At 46.2% G+C, this 26,489-nt stretch carries 27 protein-coding genes; 11 read left to right on the top strand and 16 right to left on the bottom strand.

Going from position 1 to position 26,489, the window contains the following annotated elements; all coding sequences use genetic code 11:
* Positions 1 to 53: 53 nt before the first annotated feature.
* The gene (locus MKY24_RS03015) at positions 54 to 1,013 is read right to left on the bottom strand and encodes a sigma-70 family RNA polymerase sigma factor (RefSeq protein WP_028541124.1); all 960 of its coding nucleotides are present in this window, start codon (positions 1,011 to 1,013) and stop codon (positions 54 to 56) included.
* Positions 1,014 to 1,032: 19 nt separating this feature from the next.
* Entirely contained in the window at positions 1,033 to 1,476 is a 444-nt protein-coding gene (locus MKY24_RS03010; protein WP_023986827.1) for a carboxymuconolactone decarboxylase family protein, read from the bottom strand.
* A gap of 151 nt (positions 1,477 to 1,627) precedes the next feature.
* On the opposite strand from MKY24_RS03010, the gene mscL reads away from it, so the two are divergent.
* On the top strand, positions 1,628 to 2,122 hold the full coding sequence (mscL, locus tag MKY24_RS03005) for a large conductance mechanosensitive channel protein MscL (protein WP_023986826.1): 495 nt from the start codon (positions 1,628 to 1,630) through the stop codon (positions 2,120 to 2,122).
* An 85-nt stretch (positions 2,123 to 2,207) separates the two neighbouring features.
* Here the strand turns inward: mscL and MKY24_RS03000 are convergent, their stop codons facing one another.
* Both MKY24_RS03000 and MKY24_RS02995 read right to left on the bottom strand, forming a co-directional pair.
* Complete coding sequence (locus MKY24_RS03000) at positions 2,208 to 2,909, bottom strand: histidine phosphatase family protein (protein WP_023986825.1); 702 nt, start codon at positions 2,907 to 2,909, stop codon at positions 2,208 to 2,210.
* 72 nt (positions 2,910 to 2,981) lie between these two features.
* Positions 2,982 to 3,275 (bottom strand): hypothetical protein, encoded by a 294-nt coding sequence (locus MKY24_RS02995; protein ID WP_023986824.1) that lies wholly within the window; start codon positions 3,273 to 3,275, stop codon positions 2,982 to 2,984.
* A 172-nt stretch (positions 3,276 to 3,447) separates the two neighbouring features.
* On the opposite strand from MKY24_RS02995, the gene MKY24_RS02990 reads away from it, so the two are divergent.
* Entirely contained in the window at positions 3,448 to 4,080 is a 633-nt protein-coding gene (locus tag MKY24_RS02990; protein ID WP_053324547.1) for an NUDIX domain-containing protein, read from the top strand.
* A gap of 7 nt (positions 4,081 to 4,087) precedes the next feature.
* Here the strand turns inward: MKY24_RS02990 and MKY24_RS02985 are convergent, their stop codons facing one another.
* Together MKY24_RS02985 and MKY24_RS02980 are read right to left on the bottom strand one after the other, a co-directional pair.
* Positions 4,088 to 4,876, bottom strand: coding sequence for a TrmB family transcriptional regulator (locus tag MKY24_RS02985; protein ID WP_023986822.1), 789 nt, complete (start codon positions 4,874 to 4,876; stop codon positions 4,088 to 4,090).
* Positions 4,877 to 4,941: 65 nt separating this feature from the next.
* Positions 4,942 to 5,793, bottom strand: a complete 852-nt coding sequence (locus MKY24_RS02980; protein ID WP_028541128.1) for a zinc ribbon domain-containing protein — start codon at positions 5,791 to 5,793, stop codon at positions 4,942 to 4,944.
* A gap of 311 nt (positions 5,794 to 6,104) precedes the next feature.
* Here MKY24_RS02980 and MKY24_RS02975 point away from each other — a divergent pair, with 311 nt between their 5' ends.
* Positions 6,105 to 8,531 carry a UvrD-helicase domain-containing protein gene (locus tag MKY24_RS02975; protein ID WP_023986820.1) on the top strand — a complete coding sequence of 809 codons (2,427 nt, stop codon included), beginning with the start codon at positions 6,105 to 6,107 and terminating at the stop codon, positions 8,529 to 8,531.
* A gap of 266 nt (positions 8,532 to 8,797) precedes the next feature.
* Here the strand turns inward: MKY24_RS02975 and csaA are convergent, their stop codons facing one another.
* Positions 8,798 to 9,130 (bottom strand): chaperone CsaA, encoded by a 333-nt coding sequence (csaA, locus tag MKY24_RS02970; RefSeq protein WP_053324545.1) that lies wholly within the window; start codon positions 9,128 to 9,130, stop codon positions 8,798 to 8,800.
* Between the two features lie 56 nt (positions 9,131 to 9,186).
* The gene (locus MKY24_RS02965) at positions 9,187 to 10,008 is read right to left on the bottom strand and encodes a DMT family transporter (RefSeq protein WP_233903876.1); all 822 of its coding nucleotides are present in this window, start codon (positions 10,006 to 10,008) and stop codon (positions 9,187 to 9,189) included.
* A 241-nt stretch (positions 10,009 to 10,249) separates the two neighbouring features.
* On the opposite strand from MKY24_RS02965, the gene MKY24_RS02960 reads away from it, so the two are divergent.
* Entirely contained in the window at positions 10,250 to 11,143 is an 894-nt protein-coding gene (locus MKY24_RS02960; protein WP_071559375.1) for an AraC family transcriptional regulator, read from the top strand.
* A gap of 242 nt (positions 11,144 to 11,385) precedes the next feature.
* On the opposite strand, the gene MKY24_RS02955 is transcribed toward MKY24_RS02960, so the two are convergent.
* Positions 11,386 to 13,569, bottom strand: coding sequence for an alpha-galactosidase (locus MKY24_RS02955; protein ID WP_339201389.1), 2,184 nt, complete (start codon positions 13,567 to 13,569; stop codon positions 11,386 to 11,388).
* Between the two features lie 239 nt (positions 13,570 to 13,808).
* Here MKY24_RS02955 and MKY24_RS02950 point away from each other — a divergent pair, with 239 nt between their 5' ends.
* Positions 13,809 to 14,651 carry an AraC family transcriptional regulator gene (locus tag MKY24_RS02950; protein WP_023986815.1) on the top strand — a complete coding sequence of 281 codons (843 nt, stop codon included), beginning with the start codon at positions 13,809 to 13,811 and terminating at the stop codon, positions 14,649 to 14,651.
* Between the two features lie 55 nt (positions 14,652 to 14,706).
* Here the strand turns inward: MKY24_RS02950 and MKY24_RS02945 are convergent, their stop codons facing one another.
* From MKY24_RS02945 to MKY24_RS02935, 3 genes are read right to left on the bottom strand one after another with little or no spacing between them, the layout of a single operon-like run.
* Complete coding sequence (locus MKY24_RS02945) at positions 14,707 to 15,591, bottom strand: MetQ/NlpA family ABC transporter substrate-binding protein (RefSeq protein ID WP_025719774.1); 885 nt, start codon at positions 15,589 to 15,591, stop codon at positions 14,707 to 14,709.
* A gap of 29 nt (positions 15,592 to 15,620) precedes the next feature.
* Positions 15,621 to 16,391, bottom strand: a complete 771-nt coding sequence (locus tag MKY24_RS02940; protein ID WP_339201388.1) for an SDR family NAD(P)-dependent oxidoreductase — start codon at positions 16,389 to 16,391, stop codon at positions 15,621 to 15,623.
* 5 nt (positions 16,392 to 16,396) lie between these two features.
* Positions 16,397 to 16,858, bottom strand: coding sequence for an S-ribosylhomocysteine lyase (locus MKY24_RS02935; protein ID WP_007428584.1), 462 nt, complete (start codon positions 16,856 to 16,858; stop codon positions 16,397 to 16,399).
* Positions 16,859 to 17,132: 274 nt separating this feature from the next.
* Between MKY24_RS02935 and MKY24_RS02930 the strand changes: the two genes are divergently transcribed.
* Positions 17,133 to 17,933, top strand: a complete 801-nt coding sequence (locus MKY24_RS02930) for a GTP pyrophosphokinase family protein (protein WP_053324541.1) — start codon at positions 17,133 to 17,135, stop codon at positions 17,931 to 17,933.
* 158 nt (positions 17,934 to 18,091) lie between these two features.
* Here MKY24_RS02930 and thrS read toward each other — a convergent pair whose 3' ends face one another.
* Both thrS and MKY24_RS02920 read right to left on the bottom strand, forming a co-directional pair.
* Positions 18,092 to 20,005, bottom strand: a complete 1,914-nt coding sequence (thrS, locus tag MKY24_RS02925) for a threonine--tRNA ligase (RefSeq protein ID WP_068941249.1) — start codon at positions 20,003 to 20,005, stop codon at positions 18,092 to 18,094.
* Positions 20,006 to 20,304: 299 nt separating this feature from the next.
* Entirely contained in the window at positions 20,305 to 20,439 is a 135-nt protein-coding gene (locus MKY24_RS02920) for a hypothetical protein (RefSeq protein WP_256715626.1), read from the bottom strand.
* A 120-nt stretch (positions 20,440 to 20,559) separates the two neighbouring features.
* Between MKY24_RS02920 and MKY24_RS02915 the strand changes: the two genes are divergently transcribed.
* Both MKY24_RS02915 and MKY24_RS02910 read left to right on the top strand, forming a co-directional pair.
* The gene (locus MKY24_RS02915) at positions 20,560 to 21,114 is read left to right on the top strand and encodes a TetR/AcrR family transcriptional regulator (RefSeq protein ID WP_339201387.1); all 555 of its coding nucleotides are present in this window, start codon (positions 20,560 to 20,562) and stop codon (positions 21,112 to 21,114) included.
* A 21-nt stretch (positions 21,115 to 21,135) separates the two neighbouring features.
* A complete protein-coding gene (locus tag MKY24_RS02910; protein WP_339201386.1) occupies positions 21,136 to 21,564 on the top strand; it encodes a DUF3995 domain-containing protein in 429 nt (142 codons plus the stop codon).
* A gap of 17 nt (positions 21,565 to 21,581) precedes the next feature.
* Here the strand turns inward: MKY24_RS02910 and MKY24_RS02905 are convergent, their stop codons facing one another.
* A complete protein-coding gene (locus MKY24_RS02905; RefSeq protein WP_023986807.1) occupies positions 21,582 to 22,805 on the bottom strand; it encodes an MFS transporter in 1,224 nt (407 codons plus the stop codon).
* Positions 22,806 to 22,993: 188 nt separating this feature from the next.
* Here MKY24_RS02905 and MKY24_RS02900 point away from each other — a divergent pair, with 188 nt between their 5' ends.
* Complete coding sequence (locus tag MKY24_RS02900) at positions 22,994 to 23,572, top strand: TetR/AcrR family transcriptional regulator (RefSeq protein WP_028541135.1); 579 nt, start codon at positions 22,994 to 22,996, stop codon at positions 23,570 to 23,572.
* Positions 23,573 to 23,666: 94 nt separating this feature from the next.
* On the opposite strand, the gene MKY24_RS02895 is transcribed toward MKY24_RS02900, so the two are convergent.
* Complete coding sequence (locus MKY24_RS02895) at positions 23,667 to 24,092, bottom strand: MarR family transcriptional regulator (protein WP_023986805.1); 426 nt, start codon at positions 24,090 to 24,092, stop codon at positions 23,667 to 23,669.
* Positions 24,093 to 24,256: 164 nt separating this feature from the next.
* Between MKY24_RS02895 and MKY24_RS02890 the strand changes: the two genes are divergently transcribed.
* Positions 24,257 to 25,726: an MFS transporter gene (locus tag MKY24_RS02890; RefSeq protein ID WP_071559381.1), complete on the top strand. Its 1,470-nt coding sequence runs from the start codon at positions 24,257 to 24,259 to the stop codon at positions 25,724 to 25,726.
* A 135-nt stretch (positions 25,727 to 25,861) separates the two neighbouring features.
* Entirely contained in the window at positions 25,862 to 26,362 is a 501-nt protein-coding gene (locus MKY24_RS02885) for an NUDIX domain-containing protein (RefSeq protein WP_071559382.1), read from the top strand.
* Positions 26,363 to 26,489 lie beyond the last annotated feature (127 nt).

The following is a 26,489-nucleotide window of genomic DNA, read 5'->3' as shown; positions in this document are numbered from 1 at the left end:
CAACAAAAAACCTTGATCCTTAGCAGGATTCAAGGTTTTTGCTGTTTCGATGATTACTTTTTATCGCATGTTCGCTTCTTCTGTCCTATATGAATGTATCCCAACTTATCTGGGTTAACCATTAAATAAAAACTCTGAATATGCTCCCCGTCCGGTGTCAGTCTGAGACATAAGGTTTCTCTCACTTTTCCATCTTCCAGAAATGCCAGCTGGACCTCGCCATTGATGACGGTGTGGAACACATCTCTTTCTCGTAAAACGGTTAATACCCGACGAGAAGTCAACAGGGCAAGAACGCCTTTGCGCACAACCATCGGTCTCATCACCGTATGCACATTACCTCCGCCATCTGACACGAATACAGGTTGTTCAGCCAGTAGTTCCAGCATAGCAGTCACATCGTAGGCAAGAAAGGCGGTTGTAAAACGTTCTAGTAGTTTTATTCGGGATGAGTTATTCATATTACGACTGGACTGAGCCTCAAGAGCAGATTCTCCTGAAGATAGAATACGACGGGAGCGACTGAACAACTGACGACAGTTGCTCTCAGTCTTCCCCAGCAATTCCGCAATATCTTTGTAATCATATTGAAAAGCTTCCCTCAGCACAAAAACAGCCCGCTCTATCGGCTTTAGCTGCTCCAGCAAAACCAGAAAAGCGTAAGATATCATGTCTTTACGCTCTAACCAATCCGCAGGGAGATCTGCGCTTTCACCCAACGGCTCCGGCAGCCACTGTCCTACATATGTCTCTCTTTGCTTGCGCGCAGAGTTCAACAGATTCAGACACCGATTCATCGTCATTTTGGCTACATAGGCTTTGGGATTGTGTATATCATCCAGGGGCTTATTCTTCAGCTCGACAAAGCAGTCTTGAACTACATCCTCGGCATCCGTAACCGTTCCAAGCATGCGATAAGCAATGGCAAAAGAATATTTGCGATATCTCTGATACAGCTCCTCCAGATTTAAATCCACCGATTCTTGTTCAATTCTGTGTTCTTTGCCAGACAAAGCATAGCCCCCTGTTCATTTAAAGAATGCCCGGATACATTCCCGTTGCAATCGCAATCCGGTTCCAACTGTTAATCACGTTAACCGCGGTAATCAAATCTACGTATTCTTCCTCTGTAAAATGTTCTCTGACCCTATTGTACAAATCCGTAGGTACCCCTTGTTCAGAGATACGGGTAACCGCTTCAGCTAATTCAAGCATAACACGTTCTTTTTCCGTGAACAAAGGAACCTCCCGCCATAAGGCTAGCTGCAAAATGTGGTCAGCATAATCCCCCAGCTTGAGCAAATCCTTCGCATGCATATCCAGACAATAGGAACATCCATTGATTTGGGATACTCTAATTTTCAGTAGTTCGTACAATACTTTGTCTGTAAAACGACCGGAAATGTATTTTTCCATCTCCATCATTACCTTGAATGTGCTAGGACTCACTGCTCTGTGATTGAATCTCAAACTCACGATACATCGCCTCCATTATTGGTTTACATATAGAAGACAAATGAACATGTGATTTTGTGACAAAGTGCAATACATCAATTGGGAATTGCCCTCCATTGACATAGCATGTATTATAGATAAATGATTTTATGTAAAGAAGGTGAGCACTCATATGAGCGGAAAAGGTATTATAAAAGAGTTTAAAGAATTCGCTGTACGAGGTAACGTGATTGACCTCGCGGTCGGTGTTATCATCGGTGGAGCGTTTGGCAAGATTGTCACTTCTGTGGTAAACGATATTATCATGCCTCCGATTGGTAAACTTCTGGGCGGCATGAATTTTCCAGACTTGTATGTAGCTTTACGAGCTGCCGATCCTTTAAATGCTGACGGTACACGCATGACTTTGGCACAGGCCAAGGAAGCAGGGATTGCAGTCCTCGCCTATGGTCAGTTCATTAACGTCCTGCTGGACTTCCTGATCGTAGCCTTCTGTGTGTTCATGCTGGTCAAAGGGATTAACATGCTGAAACGCAAAGAGGAAGAAAAACCTCCTCAGGAAAAAACGATCAAGGAATGTCCACATTGCCTATCCGAAATTCCTGTAGCCGCTACCCGTTGCGCACATTGCACTTCCAAGCTGGAGGGGTACGTCGAAGCACGCTGACTCAACCCACACCTATATGACTACAACAAACGGCTTAAGACGATGTACCGTCTTAAGCCGTTTTGGTATGGTGTGAGAGATCTGATTAGTTGAAATTGGTGATAATGCCACGGGGTCTGACGGGCAAGCCCTCAGCGTACAGATGGGAAACATCACCGAAGCCGATGCAACGGGGAACTGCCCATTCCTGAGAGCGCTCATCAAACAAGATCGTGGTTACGGAGCTAGGCGGCATCCAAAAGCCGGACCAGACCAAGGCCAATGGCAGCTCCAACAGATGAGCAAGCCAGGTCAGCCCGAAGCCGCCATGACAAAATACGGCCACCTGATCTTCGGTATGCTTCAGAATCCGGTACCTGCCCTCCACCCGCTCAAAGCCTTGCCGTTTCAGGAATTCATCGGAATGAAGCTTCAGCCGCTCGAAGGTTTCGGGACTCTGCGTTCCCTGATAATAGGAAATCTCCTGCCAAGAGTCATGAGTCGGCAGGGGCATTTCGGAACGGATCACTTCACCTGGCAAATCCCAATGGGAAAGACGGCCGTATGGAGTTTCCTCCAGCTTTAGAGCCAGCTCCTGTGTCCAGTGTTCCACTTCATGAGTCATACCCAGAGAGTCGGCGGTGTAGCGCATTGTATCCAAAGCCCGCCCCAAAGGAGAGGCATAAATTCGATCCAGTCCGTGACTGGAAAGCCGTTTGGCCAGTGCCTGGGCTTCCAAATGCCCCTCCGGCGTGATGGTGTTATTGGGGTAATCGGGGTCTGCGTGTCGGATAATATACAATCTCATTATTGGTTCTCCGTTCCTATGAATGGCGACAGGATCACTTTATCTCATTCCATCGATTAGTTCTCCTGATCTTTAACGTTTATTCAGCAAATTTTCCAAAATCGCGCGCAAATCCCTGTCTTCCTGGTAGACTTCCTCACCTGTATCCAGTTCAATAACCCGGATATATGTATAATTAGCTCTGACATCGACTGGTTTAAAAATCAATTCCTCCGGATTGTCTGGGCGGACATCATAGCCCATATTTTTGAACATATCCGTGATTTGATCAATCCCCGGCTTGCCTCCGCTTTCCAGCATAATCAACCCGCGCAGTTCCTTGGGTTCCTCCGGATGCATGACTCGAAAATGTACTATACATTCCATGTAAAATCGCTCCTTTCAATCGTAAATCTGTGTGATGTTGCAAATCCTCATGTTCCCAGCATACCCCAAATGCCACTCCACATTCCACACCCGCCTTCATATCGTCAGGACAGAAAACACGTTATACTGTAAAGTAGACCTTTGATTTCTGCTTACTATAGGAGGAACCACGATGACTAGCGAGCTTCTGGATATCTACGATGATGAAGACAACCCTCTTGGCACAGCCTCGCGACAAGACGCACATGCCAAGGGATACTGGCACCATACCTTTCACTGCTGGCTAGCACGAGACACTTCGACAGGCCGTCGCTTGCTGTTCCAACAGCGTCAGGATACGAAGGACACCTTCCCCGGATGCTACGATATTACAGCAGCCGGTCACTTGACGGCAGGCGAAGATATGTCTCAGGCGGCTCGTGAGCTGGAGGAAGAACTGGGCATTCATGTTCCCTTTACCTCATTAACACCGCTGATGACCGTTCGGTATGAAAGCAAAGGTACCGCACAGGGCACCTCTTTTTGGGATCGGGAGGTTAGCTCGGTGTTTGGACTGCTATCGAACCAGCCATTGGAAGCTTATCACCTCCAGCAAGAAGAAGTAGCCGGACTGTACGAAGCAGATCTTGACCAAGCACTGGCCCTTTTTGAAGGCCATATTCCCTTTATCGAAGCCCATGGCATTACGTCGGGGCCAAATCCAGAAAAAAACCGCCGCCTGATTACATCGGATCAATTCGTGCCTCATAAGGCGGGCTATATTACATCTATATGCCGGGCACTGATGGAACTTCCTACCCGGTAATCTTTAGCTATTCTCCAGCTGACATATATTTGCCGATAATGCCTTCATACCGCCAGCCATACCGGGTCGACAGTTCTCTGCCCATATCATGCTCCAGCTCATACAGAATAAGATCCTGAGCAAAATGATTAAGCAGCAGGCCTGTCATTACCGGATGCTCGGTAATAAGCGCCTGTGTCGGGCAATTCTCTCCCCGCATACCCAGCATGCACCAACGCCGATCAATAACAAAAGAAAACTTCCGCCCTGCTGGTTCCTGTCCGTCTGTACCAGACCCAGACGGTAACCACGGTCCCATCATGCTTTCTCCGTTATCGCAGGACCAGAGCAGACGCACACCTCGACTCTCAGCTTTCTCCAACTCTGTCCGCAGCAGCTCAGCTTCCTCGCGCCACAAATCCAACACAATCTCATGCTCTGCCCGTTCCAATTCACGTGTCAGACTTTCCAGCACCTTCCGATCGCCTTCCGCATTATAAAAGGTCGGCTTGGTTGGTTCTGTTCGTGGCATTTCTTTCTCCACTGCGCGTAGGGACTCCTGCATTTGTCCTTCGATCATCCGGGTCAGTTCACCCGGTGGCAGCATGCTGTAACGTACAGGCTCTCCAGCACTGGTTCTGAGGTATCCCTGCCCGGCCAAACGCTGTAAAGCCGCGTACACGTTGGAGCGCGATGCACCCAGACGCTTAGCCACTTCATAGCCGGAAGCCGCATTTTGCCTCGAAAGCTCGACCATAACCTTGGCTTCCATTTCCGTAAAACCCAGATTCCGCAGATGATGCAGCAAACGCTCCATATATTCTGTTCCCCCTATGCTGCCCGGCGTTATGTCTGTGTCCTGCAGCAGCCTGTTCGGCTGCGTCAAATCTGTTCAGCTCCGCAACGCGGGCACCATTTGGACCCTTTAGGTAGTTCTGCAGTACAGATTTGGCATTTTACATTTTCACGTACTTGTGCAGACGGCGTTGCCGGCTTCTCGGCCCCGGAGTTGTTGGCCTTCCAATATCGGATTCGCTCGTCCAGCTCCTCCTGGCGCTCACGCTCGCGTTCCAGTTCTTCAAGACGACGGTGTTCTTTTTCCAGTTCTTCCTGACGACGGCGCTCCCACTCAGCGTCGAATGCCGCTTTTTCTTCCGGTGTAAAATCAGATACTGTGTAATCGCGGTCTAGTCCCGCTGGTTCGTGTGTTTCATACCGCTCATCCTGTTCCTGTTCATGCCGATCGACTACTTCCTGTTCTGCATACTCCGTGTAAGCAGGCGCAGCATCCTTCACTACCTCTGGCTTGCGCAGATCAAAAGAATAGACGTCCGTTGGCACCTCTTCACGCACAGCAGCTACTTGTTTGGAAGCAGCCTGTCCTTCATTGAGCTTGCGTCCGCATTTGGGGCAAAAGTTCGCATCCAGAGGCACAACCGCTCCACAGGTGCATAAATGAGCGTTTTTCAATTCTGCAATTCTACTGCGCAGCTCGTCAATTTCATCCTGAAGCTCATCACATGCAGTGGATAGCTGTGTCATCTCGGTTTCTGCCACCGACATGTCGGATGCACGGTAACCTTCGTAAAAGATCTGACCCATTCGTAAGAAATGAACATCCATTTCCTGCTGAATCGTTGTAATTTGTGAATTGATCTTACTAATCTCGACAGCATGCTGCGCCTTTTCTGTTGCGCGATTAGCGCCTTCCTTTATACGTTGAATCAGCTTCATCGTTATTTCCTCCCCATTATCCAGCCGGATTTCACTATACCGTCCGTATATCCCAAAGTTTTTTTCTGTTGGCAAACCTCGAACTCCTGTATAATGGAATGCGGTCATATTGCCTGTTTGAAGGCTATTGGCATTAGCGTCAACGTATTGACGTTCTGTCGCTCCGGCAAGATCCGCATGAATTTCAGCATTATTTTAGTCCATCGCCTTGTTCTTATCGTCAGCTAAAGCTGACTAGAACTCTATCATACCAAAAACTACCCCCATTTGTGAAAATGGAAGATTTTAAGAACGAAAGGGGTTTCAGGATTATGGACCCAAATCCTTCTTTTTACCCCCGACCCATCGGGGTTCCTTATTCAACGTCGAGCCCTCAGGCACGTCGTGCTTCCATGGATACCAGTATGACGCTGGTGCCCGACACCGACCAAGACTCGGCCTATTTTCGTGCTTTAGAGAACGCCGGCATTCACCTGAACCGCCCGCAGATCCAGGCCGTCCGCCACGGCAAAGGCCCCCTTCTGACCCTTGCAGGGGCTGGCTGCGGCAAAACCACAGTGCTGGCTGCCCGCGCAGGCTACCTGATGGCGATGCGGGATGTCCCTGCATCGTCCATTCTGCTGGTGACCTTCACCAGCAAGGCAGCTGCCGAAATGAAACTGCGCATCGCGGGATTACCCGGTGTGCGCCCTGCCGCTGCACGTGCAGTTCAGGCTCGCACGTTTCACTCATTCGCTTTGGCGATGCTGCGTCATCGCGGCGTGCAAGATGAAGTGTTCGGTGAAACGCAGGCCCAGCATACCGTCATGAAAATGATGCTGCGGCAGCTTGGACTCAGCGAGGCTTTCCAGCCGGAAAGCCTGCTGTCTGCTCTCTCCGCTTGGAAAGCGGAAGGCCGCAGCGCGGACCAGCTACCGGAAACCGTGCGCGAGGAATCGGATGCCAAGCGTGCCATGCTCGCCTATGAAGCGTGGAAACAGGAGCGCAATAAAATGGATTTTGACGATATTCTGTTGCGTGCCTCCGCACTGCTGCGTGACCCGGATGTGCTTAAGCCGCTTCAGCAGCGTTTTTCACATATCATGGTCGATGAATTTCAGGATACGAATGCCCTGCAATATGAGATGGTGCAGCGATTGGCTGCCCGACATCGCAATCTGATGGTCGTGGGGGATGATGACCAGACGATCTATACCTTTAATGGGGCACGCCAGGAATCCATTCTAGAGTTTGACAAAGTCTATAAGGATGCAAAGGTCATTACCCTGGATATTAATTATCGCAGCGATGCGCGGATTTTGGGGCTGGGCTCTAACATTGTCGCCAAAAATGTTCATCGACGCTCCAAACGTCTTTCAGCTGCCGGGCGTGAAGGCTTGCCGCCGCAGTTTGCCACCCCATCCGGACCCGAGGAGGAAGCGGGGCATATTGTTACCCATCTACTCGGACAGGTAGAGGAAGGTCGGCTGCGCTACCGGGATATCGCTATTTTGCACCGGACAGCCAGCGGAAGCCGATCTATTTTTGAGCAATTAATTATGCGAGATGTCCCATTTATTCAGTACGGAGCAGGAGCTGTATTTTATGATCAGTCCCTGATTCGTCCCTTAATGGATCACCTGCGCTTGTCGCTGAATCCCCGGCGTATGGAATCCATTCCGAGCACTCTTGGGCCGCTGTACGTCTCCCGTGAGGCGGGTATGGAATGGATTATGCGCGAGGAGAAACAGCAGGCTAAAAAATACCCGTTGATTCATCTCAGCCGCTGGGATCGACTACGTGATTTTCAGCGTGAGCAGGTGAAAGAGCGTATTCGTCTGATTCGCAGTCTCACTACAATGAAACCCGCCTATGCCATTCAAGAAATGCGGCGCATCTTTTATGACAAATATTTGGAAAGCGGAGATACGGGCGCGTGGACTCATTATAAGGAAACGATGCAAGAAAGTCTGGAGGAGCTCGAAACGGCAGCCAAGCGGTTTGACACCGTGGAGGCGTTCGTCAGCTTTGCGGACGAGCTTTCCGAGCGTCACCGCCAAATGGAATCGCTGCGCAGAGAGGAAGACAGCGATGCTGTTCGGCTCATGACGATCCACCGCGCCAAGGGGCTGGAATTCCCTTGCGTATATTGGATCGGAGCCAGCGAAGGCATTCTGCCGCACAGCTCGGCGCTGCACAGCGAGCTGCCGGAGGATCGGCGGGCAGGCGCCGCCCCGACTACGGCTGTGGATAACGATGCAGCGCTTGAAGAAGAGCGCCGCCTCGCTTACGTGGCCGTCACCCGGGCGAAGGAGTTGCTGTACATCACCTCTCCCGCCTCTAATCATGGCAAGCCTGCCGCCGTGTCACGCTTCCTGCTGGAAGCCTATGGGGTCACCCCTGAGGTTTCCAAGCCAGAAGCACGCCGCAGCAGCTTCGGCCAACCGAAGGGTGCTTCCGGGTATAGCAGCCGTGCTGGCGCTGGATCGCCAGCGTCTGGCACAGCGACCCGCGTGAGCAGCAGGCCGGGACCAGGCAGTGCTACGACACGGACGACCTCGTCGGTGGCAGGGTCTCAGGCGGAGCCACGCATCAACGTGCCCGTGTGGAAATGCACCGACGACGCCTGCAAGGCGTGGATGCGGCGCGACACAACAAGCGGACGCCGTACAAGCGCGGCTAGCACAAGCACACCGCCGGTGTGCCCGCTCTGCGCCTCCCCGATGACAGAGGGGACGCGCAGCATCCCGGCCAGATAGGTATAAGGCATATAGCTGGTATGGAGAATTGTGCTTTTACTGGACTGGTGACACCCGTGATTTCCAGCCTAATTGTTGCAGATTTTAATGAATCAAATAAGCTTTAGACAGACCAATAATAGAAAAAGCGGCAGACTAGGACGTGAAAATAAAGTCCTAGTCTGCCGCTTTCTGTTTCAACTTGCTATTGAACGATCGTATCCCGTTAGGTTCAATGTCCTGCCTGTTGTGAAGTTATATATTTTACTGATTAAACAGCCGATCAATCATCCAATAGGTGTTCCATTAGGTAGTTTGATATCTGGTTTCAATAAAACCACATCCCCCTTTTCGGGAATTCCTCCAAGGACTAACACCTCTGACTTAAAGCCTGCTATCCGTCGAGGTGGAAAGTTGACTACACCTATGATTTGTTCCCCTATAATATCTTCAGCCACATATCTTTTTGTGATTTGTGCACTCGAAGCTTTTATTCCGATATCTTGTCCAAAATCAATTTCAAGTTTAATAGCAGGTACTTTTGCTTCTGCAAAAAACTCAGCTTTAATTATGGTTCCAACTCGAATATCTAGTTTCAAAAAATCATCAATCGTTGCCATCTAAACATTCTCCTCATCGATTGTTTTCTTCAATTTCGCGATAATGAATTTCAAATTTAATATTTTGCAACCGTAGTATACTTTAAAGATTTTGCCCAAAAATACATCCCCATACCGAATAAAGTCATGATTCCACCTATGAATTGAAATGCAGAGATTATTTCTCCCAAGAATAAGTAGGCGAGAATTATGGCAAGAACAGGCTCTCCAATAATACCAACTGAGACCGTAGTTGCACCCATCGATTTCAACAACAAATTAAAAATATATTGTCCAAAAATAGTTGGAATTACTGCAAGTAAAAAGAAATACACCCAATCCGACGAGTCATATTCGATCAAGGAATAATGATTCAACAAATTGTAGACCAGCATGACGCTGCCACCAATAAAAAAAACAATAACACTATATACATTTGCATTTATTTTGTGGCTTACTTTCTGTCCTGCCAACATATATGCTGAAACCAAAATTGTTCCTACTAAAGATAATCCATCTCCGATTAATGCCTCTCTCGAAATCCCAATGTCTCCCCAAGCTATAATGATTGAACCGACAAGAGCGGCGATCAAACAAAGAATGGTCAATATGTTTGCTCGTTCTCTGAACATAAAGTATGAACCCATCATTACAAATAAAGGCTGTAACGATAGAATGACCATGGAGCTCGCAACTGAGGTATATACTAAAGATTCCATCCAGAATAAGAAATATAACCCGAGAAAAAGACCAGCTATGAAAACGGTACTCCAATCTTTTTTGTTCATTTCTAAGGAACGGAACATTTTCCAAGGTACAAAAGGAAGCATTATGAGTACTGACATATACAATCTGTACATCCCAGCCACAGAGGTTGGAGTATCTGAGGATTTTATCATGATGGATGAGATAGAAACAGACAGTATGCTGATTAAAAGCAAAATATACGGATGAAATGGTAACGACGATTGATTTATTTTCACATGTACGCCTCCAAGATGTCTTATCCAATCGCCTGTGCACAGGATTGTAATGATAAGCCGAAGATCTGGTATAATAATATCACCACTTTTATTTTATTTGTGTAACTATATCTTTAATTTATATAGAAATATCGTCATCAGAAAGGACCTCGCTAAAATGGAAAAACAATTGCATGAGACCATTCTATATCCCGATGTTTCATTTCCATACATCATGTACACCCATACTATTCATGCAAGTAATCCTGAAGGTAGAGGATTCAACGATTTACATTGGCATGAGGAACTACAAATCACTTTGGTTACCAAAGGAAAGCTAGTGATACAAGTTAACGGCATTGATCATGAATTAGAAACAGGTCAGGCCATTTTAATTAATAAAGGTGTTCTTCACGTTACTACACACCTTACACATAACGGTCAATATGTCAGTTTTAATTTCCCTGAGAAGCTGTTGGCCTTTTATGCAGATAGTGCGATGGAAAAAAATTATGTACTGCCTTATACAAACTCTCTCTTATTGTCATTCGTAATCAAAGGAGATGTTGAATGGCAAATTCAAATACTGCAAATGCTTTGGGATATGAAACAGAAATTTGATATGAAAAAAAAATGGGGCTGGGAATACGAGGTTTCCATCAAAACGGTACAATTATGGTTAGTCTTAATATCTAATATTTCGCTGTCTTCTGAGGAAGCACCTAAATACATAAAATTGCAACAGGAGCGACTTCAATTAATGCTCAGCTTTATCCATCAAAACTACTCAGACAATATAACACTGCAAGAAATTGCTGCTATAGCACATTTAAGTATTTCGGAATGCACTCGTAGTTTTAAGAGAACTATTCATATGACACCTTACGACTACTTAATTAAGTACCGTATCAAGAAAAGCAGTGAGTTATTAATTTCAACAGATTCTACAATAACTGAAATAGCCCACAGAGTGGGGTTCAATCATGTAAATCACTTCATTCAGTCTTTTAAGAAACATCATAAAAAAACACCTAATGAATTCCGGAAATTTAGAAATGAATTCATTAATTAAGGAATGAAGCAGCCGTCAGCGTAACGACTTACTCTGTTGATGATCCTGTTTTCAATCAAAATTCAAATGTAACTCCTACATCTTCCTCAGTTTCATGTCATTCATCATTCGTATAAAAAAATGGCTTCCCCCTCCTCAATCAGTACAGCTGCTGTACGCAAAATGCCCCTTTTCATATAAAAAGGGGCATAACTCCATCGATTGTTTTCTCTCTTTCGGCAATTATACTGTTGTACTGATGCTTAAGCCTTACCGGACCTTATTGCCCGAAGCCTGAACCATCCACTTTCATAGTCTTTCTGTCTGTAGAGAAGAGGGAGGCCCAACTTCATAAGCCGATCCCCCCCATGGATAGACTTTTGCCCGCTATTTCCTGACTTAACTTCATATTCGAGCTCTGGATTTAGTCCGTCAAGGCGCAGGGCTCGCCAAGGCGCGTTCGGGACAGCCATCACTTGGAAATAGTAGACGATGGCATCCTCTTGGTCTTCAGAAACAAACATCCAAGCCGATTCGTTATCTTCAAACGGGTTCTTTAAGCGATACAAGTCACCTTTCTGTACTAAGCCACGTATCTGCTTGTATACTGCGATTTGGCGTTTGACCGTCTCTTTTTCCTCATCGGTGAATTTCGTGAGATCAAGCTCATATCCAAAATTTCCGGACATGGCGACATCACCTCGAAAATCAAGGGGCGTTATGCGTCCAACTTGATGGTTCGGAACTGCCGAGACATGCGCCCCGGTTGCGCTTACAGGATAGACAAGGCTAGTTCCATATTGGATTTTCAGGCGTTCCACCGCATCGGTATTATCACTAGTCCAGACTTGGGGCATGTAGTAAAGCATTCCTGGATCAAAGCGCCCTCCGCCACTTGAACAGCTCTCGAAAAGAATATGCGGAAATTCGGTGGTGATGCGCTCCAACAGCTCATACAATCCAAGAACATAGCGATGGGCAGTCTCGGATTGGCGTTCCGGCGGCAGAGCAGCGGAACCGATTTCCGTCAGGCAGCGGTTCATATCCCATTTCACATAAGAGACTGGCACGCTGGAGAAAATGGCAACAAGCGAATCGTAGATGAAATCGCGCACTTCCTTGCGAGTATAGTCCAGCACTAGCTGCCATCTGGCTTCGCTGCGCCTGCGTCCCGGAACGTGGAGGCACCAGTCCGGATGCTCCCGGTACAACTCACTGTCCGGAGAGATCATCTCTGGCTCGAACCAGAGCCCGAATTTAAGACCCAGCCGATTGATACGGTTCGCGACATCCGCGAGTCCGTCTGGCAGCTTCCGACGATCCTCGTACCAATCGCCGAGAGACGAATTGTCGGAATCCCGTTTTCCGAACCAACCGTCATCTAAGACAAATAGTTCGATGCCTAGCTCAGCCCCCTCTTTCGCTATCGATACCAACTTATCTGCATTGAAGTCAAAATAGGTAGCTTCCCAGTTATTGACCAGAATAGGGCGTTCTTCGTCCCGATATTTCCCTCGGCAAAGTCGAGTCCGATACAAGCGATGATACGTCCGCGACATATCTCCCAGTCCTTGACCGGAGTAAACCATAACGGCTTCTGGCGTTTGGAAACTCTCCCTTGGGCTCAGTAACCACGAAAAGTCAAAGGAGTTCACGCCGATGTTAAACCGTGTAGAGCCAAATGAATCTATTTCCGCTCCCGCCTCAAAGCCCCCGCTGTACACGAGGCTAAAGCCGAATACCTCACCATAGCTTTCCGTTGTTCCCCGAGTGACCAATGCAGCAAAAGGGTTGAGTTGATGGCTGCTCATGCCCCTTTTACTATCAATTCGGGTTTCACCTTGAAGAATCGGTTTGCGGGTAATATTCCCCTCCCGAGCCCATGCTCCCGAAAGATACATGAACTCTAAATCGCTTTTACCTGAAAAATCGACACTGGCACTTAGAGCACGGAGAAGTCGAAGATTCTTGGCTCCCGTATTACTCAAACGAGCCGAACGAGCGATTACGTTTCGATCCGCGAAGACGGTGTAAAGAAGAACAACTTTAAGACCTGAAAAGTCATCTTTTAACTCCAGTTCCAACGTATCCGCTTCGTCTTCATTCTCGGTATATACGGCCGGAAGCCCGGTTAATGATGGCTTTCCCTTGATGATCCGGTAACCGTCGCACTTTAACTCCGTGATACGAGTTCCATCTTCAAGTTCTACTTGATACGCAGGGTTACGGAAGTCCCCACTCCCATACTGCGGGTACTCTTGCGGTAGCCGATCCAATCCAGCCGTCGCAGAAGTGTGAAGCAATAGATCGGTCATTGATTCGCGGTGCTTCAGCCTATCTCCCCAATATACATGCACAGGAAATCCATCCACAATCTGAATAATATAACTCATGCCCGACGACTGTAGATGAAACAGCCCCGTTTGCTCTTGAACAATGATACCCATTGGAAAAACAACCCCTCCCTCTAGATCATACCCCTCGGAAATCCGCACCTAAAAAAGGACATAGAAGAACCTTTTTGTAACACCACCAACTAAGTTCACATGGTGTAAAGCTTGATAAGCTCCTCGTTAGTCGCAATAGGTTCTACAGAAATGATATATTAATTTTAGATATGAAGTACATGGCATGGTGCTCACTATTTATGTTATAATGCTTGATAATTTACATAAGGAGATTTAGCGTGATAGAATATTTGCCGCGTAGTAAGCAGCATTCTGAATTGTATCTAACTCAGTTTGGCATAGAGGAATGCATACCGAGTCACTTTTTTGGACCTGCGATAAGAGATCACTATCTGCTTCATTATATTTTGGACGGAGAAGGTACCTTCGAGGTCGGTGGGTTCAGTTATCGCTTACGGAAAGGACAGTGGTTTCTAATCTGCCCCCAGGTCATTACTTATTATCAAGCCGATGTAGTGAATCCTTGGTCTTATTGCTGGTTTGGATTTGACGGGGCACTGGCAGAAACACTCCTCAAGCAAGCAGGTCTAACGATGACGCGTCCAATCCTCAACTTTGAAGGAGACCATTTGATTTATCAATATTTGCAGCTCATGAATGAATCAAGTGGATGCCATAAAGCTCGGGAAACCAGACTAACCGGTCTGCTATGCTTAATGTTATCGGAGCTTATAGAGTTCGGCCCGGTAACGCCCCCCGAACAAAAGGAAAGCCGGGCGGAAATTTACGTGGAAAAAGTGAAGGATTTTATTGAAATGAATTATGCTCAGAAAATTACCATTGAGCACATTGCAAATTTTATCGGACTCAATCGAAGCTATTTATGTTCGTTATTCAAACAACAAGTAAACACAAGCATTCAGGATTATTTGGTTCGCTATAGGATCAACAAAGCATGTGAAATGATGGGAAACGCTGAACTTTCGATAGGTGATATTTCCCGTTCAGTCGGCTATAACGACTCTTTACTCTTCTCGAAAATTTTTAAAAAGGTAAAGGGATTCTCCCCCAAACATTATCGAACTGAAACCCATGCTCAAAGTCAAGCCGACTACTGGTAAGAGGCCTCTTACGAACAAAAAAGATCAGCCAGAAAAACTGGCTGATCTCATAAGTTTATTTTGTTGTAGTTTGTCCTTCCAAATAAGAAACCGGCTCTTTAACCTCTACTTTGGTACCGCCAAATTCATCTTTAATGTATTTTTGAGTATCCTCGTTATGATAGAGATCCGCTAACTTTTGCAGCCCTTTGTCATTCGCCTTATCAGATGAAGTCACCAGGACGTTAATATTATTTTTGGTTGCCTGACTGATCTCCTCATGGAACAAGGAATCTTTCAGTACATTCAGACCCCCTTCTAAAGCAATTGTATTCCCAATCAGCACCAAGCCTACATCTTGAATCACTCGTGGTCCTGTTTTGTCATCAATTAGTTCAAATTTCAGGTTTTTAGGATTGCTAGTAATATCATTGACAGTACCCAAGGCATCATTAAAGTCAGCCTTAAGCTTAATCAAACCGGAGGCTTCCAATAACTTTAAACCTCTTGCTGTATTGGCCGGGTTATCTGCCAAAGCTACCAGAGCCCCGTCGGTCACTTCATCGATGCTTTTGAATTTTTGCGAATAAATCCCCATAGGCTCCAGGTAGGTTGTGGCTATAGCCTTCAAATCGGCTTTGCTCTCTTTGTTATAGCTAACCAGGTACGCCCACGATTGGAATGCATTCACATCTACTTCGCCTTCTTTGGTCGCATTGTTCGTTTCGATTCCGCCGTTAATTTCTTTCACTTCAATGTCCAGCTTGGCATCCTTGGCGGCCTGGGACTGGGCAATATGCTTCCATATCTGGGCGTCAGAGCCCATGGAGCCGATGACTACTTTTTGCGTTTCCGAACCGGAAGCGGCGCTGGAGCCATTGCTGTCTGAACTTTTATTACCACATCCTGCGGCAACCAATAATAAACTAATCCCTAATAGTAAAACGAACGATTTCCTCATGTTGTTTTCCCCCAGATCATGCTAGTATGCTAGTGCATCGTCATTCCACCTGTAACATTAATCGCTTGTCCTGTCATATATGCAGAGAGCGGACTTGCCAGAAATAGCACCACATTGGCGACATCCTCCACCTCAGCCGTTCTCCCCAAAGGTACCTGTGAACAATCTTCTTCGTATATTTCTTGAGCGGTCATTCCGCGAATGACGCCCCCTTCAATCCGTTCACGATGCTTCATCGGCGTTTCTACAATGCCGGGGCAGACCGCATTTACCAAAATATTTTGCCGGGCAAGCTCAATGGCCATCACCTTGGTCAAGCCGAGAACCGCATGTTTGGAAGCACAATATCCGCCCATCGCCCGATATCCATTTTTTCCAGCCTGCGAAGCAATTTGGATAATTCGTCCTGATTTACGAGCATCCACCATTTCCTTGGCAAACCGTTTGGACGCTACATACAGCCCAGTTGAATTGATCGAAAATACTTTCTCCCAATCAGCCAACTCACTATCAATGACATAATCCATCGTAGAAGTACCAGCACAGTTCACCAATATATCAGGCACTCCCGCTTCGCTGATTAGTAGATCGCACCATCTTTCGATATCATCCGGTTTGGATATGTCCAATTGCGTTTCAACCAACTGTGGATTGACCACTCTATACGGCTCTTCATAAGAAATATCAGCAGAAATCACTTTAGCTCCGCTTTTAATGAAAAGCTCTACAATTCCCTTGCCTATGCCTGACTTGCCGCCTGTCACTACCGCTGTCTGATGAGATAGGTCAATCGAAATCATAGATTTTAAAATACTCTTTCGAAAGGATCGCGGCTAATACCCGCCTCTAATACAATCTTCACATATTCCTGCGCTGAAAAAAGAGAGTGGTCCTTGTAGTTCCCGCATTCCAAAGCAGTAACAGCCGGAACCTCTGTCGTTTCCAGAATTCTTTTCAAGGTTTTTTCCAAAGCGAGTGCAATTTCCTCTGGCTCATGTTCATTCCACAAAATCAAGTAGAACCCCGTTCTGCATCCCATAGGAGAGATATCAATAATTCCTTTGATTTCATCTCTCAGGTACGTCGCTAATAAGTGCTCCAGCGTATGTACAGCTGCTGTCGGAAGTGCGTCTTCATTAGGTTGCAAAAATCTCAAGTCATACTTTTGTACTGTGCTTCCTTTTTCGTCATGCTCTACTCCCGCTGCTCTTACATAAGGAGCCTTTACAATCGTGTGATCTAATTGAAAACTTTCTACTTTTGCCATTTTCTTTTCCTCTTTTCTGTAATTTATATTTTTAATCTAATGATGGATACTCTACATTTGTGATTTTTTCAAAGAATTAAATGCTCCAAATCAGCATTTTTGTAATTATACATCGGATTACTCGGTTTTACCACCATAATTCTTGTTGTATTTCTTTTTTCTTTGACCGTCGCTCCTTTGCCTGTAGGTTTTGACATAGTGTACAATGTATACGATAATGCATTTTTACGAAAAAGATCGAGGACATCATAAGCCTCATTTAGGAGAATGCTCTGTGAATGAACCGGATTGGAAGCACCTGAATGCTGTCCCATTACCCTTGCAGGAATTTCAGCTACAGCTGGATCAAAACAGTGTTAACGCCAAGCAACTAGAGGAGTGGAGAAAGATTCCCGTCCTTTATCAGCTGGCTCTGGAGGAATTAAAGAATAAAATTAAGCTGATTCAGACGGAATGGAAGCTGTTAGACGGTTTTAGCCCGATTGAGCATATTAAAACCCGGATCAAAGAGCCCCACAGCATCGTGGAAAAGGTTCGGCGCAAAGGGCATGAAGTGACCTTGGACAATATATTGCGTGAAATTCATGATATCGCGGGAATGCGCGTGGTATGCGCTTTTGTGAAAGATATTTATCGTCTGATGGATCATCTTCACACACGGGAAGACATTCGTATTCTGGAGGTCAAGGACTATATAGCCCATCCTAAGCCCAACGGCTATCAGAGCCTACATGTCATTGTGGAAATTCCGCTGATCCTGTTTGAGGGCACACGCTGGATCAAGGTTGAAATTCAATTGCGCACATTGGCTATGGATTTCTGGGCCAGTATGGAGCATATTTTGTACTATAAGTTCGATAAGAAAGTGCCTGAACATGTCGTTAATGGATTGACCGAAGCCGCACGTGCAACCTACGAGCTGGATCAGAAAATGCTGAAGTTGCGCGGCGAAATTTTATCGCTTAGCGAGGAACAGGATGCGGAAGAATCCCCGGCGAAACAATCCGAAGAGTCGTCCTTGAAGACACTCTACCTCCCTGCAGATCACGCCACTTCACGGCCACAAACCTGCTAAGTTTTTGTGCACAAGATAACTTAAGAATTCAGTCGAGGCTGCAACAACTATGGTTCATTCTTACGCTGGATTCTTATGTATTGGGTATAAATAAGAGCCATCAAAACCACGTTCATCATGGTTTTGATGGCTCTTTTACACATTTTTTCGATCAAATATTACTGCTTGTCGCGAATTTCTGTGCTGATTTTCTCTACGATGTCCGCAATGCTGAGTGATCCCAGATCGCCTTCGCCGCGTTTACGAACCGCTACAGTACCGGTTGTTTTTTCATTTTCCCCGATAACGAACATATATGGAACCTTCTCCAATTGCGCCTCGCGGATTTTATAACCAAGCTTCTCATTGCGAGTATCCACTTCGACGCGCAGACCTGCTTTCAGCAACACATCCTGTATCTCATTAGCAGTCTCGATATAGTTCTCGGATACTGGCAACAGCTTCGCATGAACAGGAGCCAACCACAATGGGAATGCACCTGTAAAATGCTCAGTCAGGATGCCCATGAAGCGGTCAATCGAACCGTAGATGGCACGATGAATAACGACTGGACGGTGCTTCTGGTTGTCCTCGCCCACATAAGTGAGGTCGAATTTTTCAGGCATTTGGAAGTCCAATTGGATCGTTCCGCACTGCCAGCTGCGTTTGAGCGCATCGAGAATGTGGAAGTCAATTTTTGGACCGTAAAATGCTCCATCTCCCGCATTAATACGGTAGTTGATGCCCAGGTGATCCAGCACGTTTTGCAGAGCTTGTTCCGCTTGATCCCACAGCACTGGCTCGCCCATAAAGTCATCTGGACGTGTGGACAATTCCACTGTGAAGTCAAAGCCAAACACACTATACATTTCGTTAATCAGCTTAATCACGTCTGTAATTTCTTGTTCAATCTGACCTGGTGTGACGAAAATATGCGCATCATCCTGGCAGAATGTACGAACACGCATCATACCGTTCAACGCGCCGGACAGCTCATGGCGATGCACTTGTCCAAATTCGGCTATACGAATTGGCAGATCGCGGTAGGAGTGAAGCTCATTTTTAAACACAAGCATATGCCCTGGACAGTTCATCGGTTTCAGAGCAAATGTAGTTTCATCCACTTCGGAGAAGTACATGTTTTCCTTGTAATGCTCATAGTGTCCCGATTGTTCCCACAGACGATTGTTCATCATCAGCGGTGTACGTACTTCCTCATAGCCATGCAGACGTTGAATGTCACGGGAGTAATCTTCCAATGCAGTGCGGACAACCATACCTTTAGGCAGGTAGAACGGCATGCCCGGTGCTTCTTCGGAGAACATGAACAGTTCCAGCTCTTTACCCAGCTTGCGATGGTCGCGTTTTTTCGCTTCTTCCAGCAAATGCAGGTGCTCATCCAGTTGTGCTTTTTTCGGGAATGCTGTTCCGTAGATACGTTGCAGCATCTTGTTGTTGGAATCGCCTCTCCAGTATGCGCCCGCTACACTCAACAGTTTAAAAGCTTTGATGCGGCCAGTAGATGGCAAATGCGGGCCACGACACAGGTCAAAAAATTCGCCTTGATCATAGATTGTAATTTCCGCTTCTTCCGGCAAATCACGAATCAGTTCCAGCTTCAGTGGATCTTCCAACTCTCCAAAAATACGAGTGGCTTCCTCACGGCTAACCACACGACGTGTAATCGGCAGATTTTCCTGTGCGATCTTCGTCATTTCCTTCTCGATCTTGGCCAAGTCGTCAACGGACAATGGGTTTTCGATATCAATGTCATAGTAGAAGCCGCTGTCGATGACCGGACCGATACCCAGCTTCACGTTTTTCTCACCGTAAATGCGTTTGAGCGCCTGAGCGAGCAAATGCGCTGTACTGTGGCGGTAAATTTCCAGACCGTCTGCACCGTCCAGCGTAATAATTTCAAGGTCAACGTTCTGATCCAAAACGGTGTTCAGATCTACAGCCTTCCCGTTCACTTTACCTGCTACTGCGTTCTTTTTCAGCCCGGAGCTGATCGAACCCGCCACGTCGGCGATCGTTACGCCCTGCTCGTACTCGCGTACGGCTCCATCCGGCAATTTCACTTGAATACTCACGATTAAAGCCTCCATTTCAAATTGTGTGCTATATCAAAATTGAACGCAAAAAAACGCCTCTCTCCCTCAAGGGACGAGTGCGTTCAGCTCGTGGTTCCACCCTAGTTCGGCCCGCTCCTGTGCGTACATTTATGTTCATCGGAACATACTCATGCACGACATGCGTGACCCTCCATTGGTATCCGTTAACGGGGATAAAGCGGTAGGCGTTTACTGATGTTACTGCCAGATTGCACAGCTACATGTTCAACGTCACGGCTACAAAGGGGTAACTTCACATGCGGTTGCCGGAAAAGCTCTCAGCCTCGTCTTTTCTCTCTGAACGGCCCTTCAAGGAAATCATGTCTTTGGTCAATGCCTTGAATATCACTATATGCTACAGCATTATAGATCAAATTCGCAGGTATTTCAAGTGGGCGTTTATGTAAGTTCATGCCTCCTATGCATCAGCTGGCTCAGGGAGCTAATGTGCCCATATTTACACAGCTCTAAAAACACTATAATATATACTCATCTAGACGATACCGTACAGAAAGGGAGAGGGAGAGGGAGAGATGCCTAAAATTATTGTCACAGAAGAACAATGGATTCAGAAAGGAATCGAACGTTTTGAACAGGGTGGGATTGATCAACTCGTAGTTGAGAAAATGGCCGTTGCTTTAGGGTGCAGTAAGAGTAGTTTTTATTGGTATTTTAACAATCGCAGCAGCTACATTAGACAGATTGTGGAGACATGGAAGGAACAGACGACACAACAGGTTATTGCAGCGTCCATCATCCATGCTGCCGCAGATGAGCGGATCAGAGAGTTGTTAACCCAGATGTTCGGAAAGACGAAACGAGGAGATTTTCTGTTTTATCTGCGAAAACTGTCATTGAAGGATGATACTTACCATTCCCTGCTCAATGAAGTCGAACAGATGAGAATGGAGTTTATGAAGCAGCTTTTAATACAGAAGGGAATGCAACCAGAGAAAGCCTTTCAGAGATCATGGATGTTGTACCATTACTACTTAGGCTGGTATGAGCGTCACAAGCAAGAGACATTAAGTGACGAAGCCATTCAACGGCATATTCACATGATTTGGACAGAGTGGATTTCGAATTAATTCAATTAAGGAGGGTGCCACATGTTGGAGTTACTTACATGGGCAGTTGGCGGAATTCTATGGGTACTGAGCGGCATGCATCTATATTGGGTATTCGGCGGACAAAAAGGTGCAAAGGCAGCGATCCCAAGCACAGGAACAGCTTTGCTCTTTGAGCCCTCCAAGATAGGGACATCAATTGTAGCTATTCTACTAGCTTTAGCCGCTTGGTTCGTACTAGAACTAGGTGGAGTTACACAATTCCTGTTTTTCAGTTCCTTTCATTCCTACGGTGCAGGTTTATTATCGTGCATATTTATTTTACGTTCTATAGGAGATTTCAAATGGGTAGGGTTCTTCAAGAGAAAAAAAGGAACTGTTTTTGCAAAGTGGGACACTGTGCTCTACTCGCCCCTTTGTTTTCTCTTGGGAACAGCCACTTTAATCATTATGTTTTTGCGTACGGCATAGCTTAAAGCTGACCTCTATCAGGTGGTTTGTTTCTTTCGCACGTCTCCACTCGTTTCTTTCTCAGTGAAAAAGTACAGCAAAGCCAGCACAGGCAGGACGACTCCAATCAGAGAACTGAAATTCCAACCTCCTAACGCATACGACCAACCCCCTAATGATGATCCAATCGCTCCGCCTATGAAAAAAATAGACATGAATAATCCGTTCAAACGCCCTCTCGCTTCACTTCCCAAGGAGTAAATCACACGTTGTCCAAGTACAAGGTTTCCCGATACAGCCATATCCAGTGTAATCGCTGAAATAAAGAGAAGTACGAGCGCAACGGTCGAATGACTTTGAAAAAGATAGATGAGCAAAAAAGACAAGGCTGCAATGATCATAGCTAACCCGGTTAAACCTTTGCTCCAGCCTTTATCAGCCAATCTCCCAGCAATCGGAGCAGCTACTGCACCGCCTACGCCTACCAAAGCAAACAATGCAATCCCTTGTTGAGACATTCCGAAATCATCCGCCAATCGTAAAGGAACAACAGTCCAAAATAGGCTGAAGGCCCCAAATAGGCAGGCTTGATAGAGGGCACGGCGACGCAATGCAGGCGTTTGTTTTAAAAGAGTGCCTAACGAGAAAATCAATTTACTGTAAGATACCGTAGGCACAGGCTTGCGCTCTGGAAGAGCTCGCGAGAGCAGAATCGTCAACAGCGTCAAGACAATGGCTGACAAAATAAATACGGCTTGCCATCCCCAGATGCTGGTGATAAAGCTTGCTACTGGCCGTGCGAACATAATGCCTAGCAAGAGTCCGCTCATGACATTCCCAACAACGCGGCCGCGCTGCTCTTCGGATGCTAAATAGGTGGCGTACGGCACCAGTATTTGGGCTACCACAGATCCAATTCCAATGAATAAGGATGCGGTCAGGAACAACGGGGCATTGGTGGCAAAAGCGGCAACAACCAATGCACAGACTGTGATGATTAGCGATATGACCATGAGCCGTCGATTTTCAATAATGTCGCTGAGCGGTACGATAAATAGCAATCCCACCACATAACCGATTTGAGTCAAGGTGACAATGAAGCCCGCTGCTGTAGAAGAAAGACCCATAGCAATGTGAATAGGTCCTACAAGGGTTTGAGCATAGTACAGGTTGGCAACAATAAGGCCGCATGCGGCTGCCAACAAAAACATCATCCAATTTGAGATACGGTTACTTTCTAAGGCTTGTTGTTCTCTTTGCATGATAATCCTCCTCATTAATTTAAATACTAAACGTATAGTTCATTAATTATATAATCAAATAATATACTGAACGTTTCGTTTTGTAAATAGGCGAAATCAACTTTTTTATTTCACATAATATTTGATATACTGAACGTATAGTTTATTTTTCGCGTTTACTTATATCCGTTAAGAAGGTGAGCATTCCAGTGCAGAGCAAAAGAGGACGTCCACGTAATGTCGAGACGCAAAAATCTATCCTTAACGCTTCCTATGATCTACTGTTGGAGCAAGGCTTTGGGGCGGTTACGGTAGAAAAAATTGCTGAGCGAGCGAAAGTTAGCAAAGCCACCATTTATAAATGGTGGCCTAACAAAGCTGCAGTAGTGATGGATGGCTTCCTGTCAGCCACCATAGCAAGATTGCCCGTGCCCGACACGGGTTGTGTATTAGATGACATTCTCATTCATGCCACGAATTTAGTGCGGTTCTTAATAAGCCGAGAGGGTAAAATCATTACGGAGTTAATAGGCGAAGGGCAACTTGATTCAGGATTGTCAGAGGCATACCGGACCCGATATTTCCACCCTCGGCGACTTGAGGCTAGGCTTCTTATTGAGCGCGGAATAGAGCGCGGAGAATTGAAGGAAAATCTCGATATTGAATTATGTATCGATCTCATTTATGGGCCGGTTTTTTATCGATTGTTGGTAACCGGTTATCCATTAGACGATTCCTATGTGCGACAGTTAGTCATAAATGCGTTCAAAGGAATTGGCTTGGACTGAATGACGTGGCATCAAGCAGCCCTCACAGAGTATCCTCTGTGAGGGCTGCTTTTTCTTTTACCTGCCACGATCCTCTGGCTAACTCCTGATTTGTTTATTCGTCAGGGTCTATACTAATTTTTTGCAGTAAATCGATAAGAAGCTCCTCTTCCTCTTCGGATAGATTGTAGACAAGGCTGACATTGGACTCGTCCAATATTCCTTGTAGGACAGGGGAAAATTCTAGCGCCTTGGCCGTAGGAGACAAAAGATGGGAACGGCGGTCATTTGGGTCTGTTTTCCGTTCAATGTAGCCTGATTCCTCCAATTGTTTCACAGAGCGTGCCGTGGTTGCCTTGTCAAATTTAAGTTCATTCGTCAACTGCTCTTGTGTAATGCCCGGCCGCTGCAAAATGAGCTTTAAAAAGCTGTGTTGTCCTCCACTGCCGATTCCGTAAGGAGTCAGTTTTTTGGACAATATTTTTTGATTACGACGGTACAGGTGGGAAATTAGCTTTCCAATCGGTTGTTTTTTTCTCATCAAATACACCTCATTGGCTTAAAAATGACACATCCCCAGTTGGGACCAAAGCAAAGTTTACAATAACATTGTTGCACACGCAACTAATTTGCTGTACACTAGAACCGTTCATTTAGTTGCGCGTGCAACTAAATAGAAATTGTTAACGATAACGAGGTGTAATGATGAGTTCAACTGCTATAACGGCTACAACCTATCAAGAGAATATCGACGTCCAGAAGAAACGTTGGCTGATTTTAATTGTTTTGAATCTGTTTACATTTATGTCCACATTGGATGGAAGCATCGTCAATATCGCTCTTCCTGTGTTGTCTCGCACGTTACATTTACCCGTGGCACAGATTGAATGGGTGACAACCGCCTATTTAATGGCGATATGTACCGCTATCTTATTTTTTGGCAAGCTTGGAGATATCGTTGGTAAAATCAAAATATTCAAAATCGGCACAATCGTATTCATTCTTGGCTCCCTATTGTGCGGTCTTAGCTCTTCGCTCTCTATGCTGCTGATTTCCCGTATTATTCAGGCGTTTGGAGCGTCCATGACCATGGCGAACAGCCAGGGGATCGTGACAGATATCTTCCCGTCCAATGAACGGGGCAAAGCACTTGGCCTCATTGGAACCTTCGTTTCTCTGGGCAGTATCGCCGGGCCAAGCTTGGGCGGTATTATTGTCTCGTCGCTGGGCTGGCAGTATATTTTCTGGGTCAATGTACCGGTAGGGCTGGTAGCTGTCTTTCTTGGCTGGAAGCTTTTGCCGAAGGATTTGATCAAGGTGAAAGATAAAATTGACATTCCCGGTAGCTTGGTGTTTGCTATTTTTATTCTCACTTTGTTCGTCGGATTGTTGCTGGGACAGCAGGTCGGGTATGGAGACAAACGTATCGTTGCTTCGCTGGTGGTGGCTGTAGTTGCTTTTGCCATGTTCATTAGGTTGGAACTTCGTCGTTCTGGGCCGCTGTTACAGCTCGCGCTATTCAAAAATCCGTTATTTTCGCTCAGTATTTTGTGTGCTTTTCTGGTGTTCGTCGCTAATTTTTGCTTTAACATCATTTCGCCTTTCTATGCGCAGAATATGCTGAACTTGTCGCCTTTTCATGCCGGGTTCCTGCTGATGCTGCTCCCCATCTCGATGGTTATTGTGGCCCCTCTCAGCGGTGCACTTTCCGATAAAATCGGATCTGAACTGCTTACATTCGCCGGGCTGGTCGTTATGGTCATTGCCCAAATTGGATTGGCCCAACTGCATGCAGGCAGCTCCATCCCGCTCGTGGGTCTGTGGATTGCCATGCTGGGCATTGGCAGTGGTTTATTCCAATCGCCGAACAACTCGCTGATTATGTCCACGGTACCCCGCACACAGCTCGGCTCAGCCGGGAGTGTCAATTCGCTGGTTCGCAACGTCGGCATGGTTGTGGGGATCACTTTGGCCACATCGATCCTCTTTTATATTATGAGTAAAGAGGCTGGTTATCGGGTCACCGGCTTGGTCCCGGGTCATCCAGAAATTTTTCTGGCAGGCATGCATGTAGTCTTTATGACGTCCGCGTCCATCTGTCTTGTGGCGGCATTGTTAACAGGCTGGCGGCTGATTGGGGCTAGACGGGCAAAAACGCAGCAAGAAAAGGGATAAAGACCAAGAGAAGAAATAAAGCGTCCGTAGACAGAACAATAATCGTAGGATTAAGATGATGAGTATTGCAGTACAAACACGGCATTAAAAACAACATTTACAATTTTAAAAATGTGATACAAGGGTGGCGCTTACATGAAATATTGCTATGAATGCGGAACAAAATTGATGGTGAAGGAGTGTGAAGGTGAGGGCCCTATCCCCTTTTGTCATACATGCCAGGTCTTTCGTTTCCCGATATTCAGCACTGCGATCAGTACCGCTGTATTGAATAGTCAGAGAGATAAGGTGCTGCTCATACAGCAGTACAATATTCAGGGCTTCATTTTATTGGCAGGTTATGTGAGCAAGGGTGAATCCGCCGAGCAGACATTGGTGCGTGAAGTTAAGGAAGAAGTAGGATTACAAGTCGATGAGTATCAATATATGCGCAGTGAGTATTTTGAACGAAGCAATACACTGATGCTGAATTTTGTATCCATTGTGAATGACGATCAGTTGGATGTTCTTAGTACGGAGGTAGATCAAGCACGTTGGTTTACACTGGAGGAAGCCAAGCAAGCTATTTTGAAAAACAGCTTAGCGGAATCCTTCTTGCTGACCATTATTGAAAAGATTGAGGCAGGATTCATTTGAAGTGATATAAGCGTGGCGATGCCAAAATGATGAATTTACAGAATATATTGAATTGCTAAACCGCAAGATGGCTGCTCTTCAAAGGAACCCTCTTGCGGGTCACAGCATGTTTATACTCTTTGTCATT

Origin of the sequence: Paenibacillus sp. FSL P2-0322, assembly GCF_037975315.1 — a bacterium.
GTDB classification, from domain to species: Bacteria; Bacillota; Bacilli; order Paenibacillales; family Paenibacillaceae; genus Paenibacillus; species Paenibacillus polymyxa_B.
The sequence above is the reverse complement of the archived record's forward strand: the minus strand, read 5'-3'. Positions and strand labels throughout refer to the sequence as shown.

Coding starts and splice junctions, on each gene's coding strand:
- MKY24_RS02910 (WP_339201386.1), top strand. CDS start 21,136: ATGTTGGAGTTACTTACATGGGCAGTTGGCGGAATTCTATGGGTACTG.
- MKY24_RS02955 (WP_339201389.1), bottom strand. CDS start 13,569: ATGGGTATCATTGTTCAAGAGCAAACGGGGCTGTTTCATCTACAGTCG.
- MKY24_RS02935 (WP_007428584.1), bottom strand. CDS start 16,858: ATGGCAAAAGTAGAAAGTTTTCAATTAGATCACACGATTGTAAAGGCT.
- mscL (WP_023986826.1), top strand. CDS start 1,628: ATGAGCGGAAAAGGTATTATAAAAGAGTTTAAAGAATTCGCTGTACGA.
- MKY24_RS02995 (WP_023986824.1), bottom strand. CDS start 3,275: ATGGAATGTATAGTACATTTTCGAGTCATGCATCCGGAGGAACCCAAG.
- MKY24_RS03000 (WP_023986825.1), bottom strand. CDS start 2,909: ATGAGATTGTATATTATCCGACACGCAGACCCCGATTACCCCAATAAC.
- csaA (WP_053324545.1), bottom strand. CDS start 9,130: ATGGCAACGATTGATGATTTTTTGAAACTAGATATTCGAGTTGGAACC.
- MKY24_RS02975 (WP_023986820.1), top strand. CDS start 6,105: ATGGACCCAAATCCTTCTTTTTACCCCCGACCCATCGGGGTTCCTTAT.
- MKY24_RS02905 (WP_023986807.1), bottom strand. CDS start 22,805: ATGCAAAGAGAACAACAAGCCTTAGAAAGTAACCGTATCTCAAATTGG.
- MKY24_RS02980 (WP_028541128.1), bottom strand. CDS start 5,793: ATGAAGCTGATTCAACGTATAAAGGAAGGCGCTAATCGCGCAACAGAA.
- MKY24_RS02895 (WP_023986805.1), bottom strand. CDS start 24,092: ATGAGAAAAAAACAACCGATTGGAAAGCTAATTTCCCACCTGTACCGT.
- MKY24_RS02885 (WP_071559382.1), top strand. CDS start 25,862: ATGAAATATTGCTATGAATGCGGAACAAAATTGATGGTGAAGGAGTGT.
- MKY24_RS02920 (WP_256715626.1), bottom strand. CDS start 20,439: ATGAACTTACATAAACGCCCACTTGAAATACCTGCGAATTTGATCTAT.
- MKY24_RS02945 (WP_025719774.1), bottom strand. CDS start 15,591: ATGAGGAAATCGTTCGTTTTACTATTAGGGATTAGTTTATTATTGGTT.
- MKY24_RS02915 (WP_339201387.1), top strand. CDS start 20,560: ATGCCTAAAATTATTGTCACAGAAGAACAATGGATTCAGAAAGGAATC.
- MKY24_RS02940 (WP_339201388.1), bottom strand. CDS start 16,391: ATGATTTCGATTGACCTATCTCATCAGACAGCGGTAGTGACAGGCGGC.
- MKY24_RS02990 (WP_053324547.1), top strand. CDS start 3,448: ATGACTAGCGAGCTTCTGGATATCTACGATGATGAAGACAACCCTCTT.
- MKY24_RS02965 (WP_233903876.1), bottom strand. CDS start 10,008: ATGATAAAATCCTCAGATACTCCAACCTCTGTGGCTGGGATGTACAGA.
- MKY24_RS02985 (WP_023986822.1), bottom strand. CDS start 4,876: ATGGAGCGTTTGCTGCATCATCTGCGGAATCTGGGTTTTACGGAAATG.
- MKY24_RS02960 (WP_071559375.1), top strand. CDS start 10,250: ATGGAAAAACAATTGCATGAGACCATTCTATATCCCGATGTTTCATTT.
- MKY24_RS02890 (WP_071559381.1), top strand. CDS start 24,257: ATGAGTTCAACTGCTATAACGGCTACAACCTATCAAGAGAATATCGAC.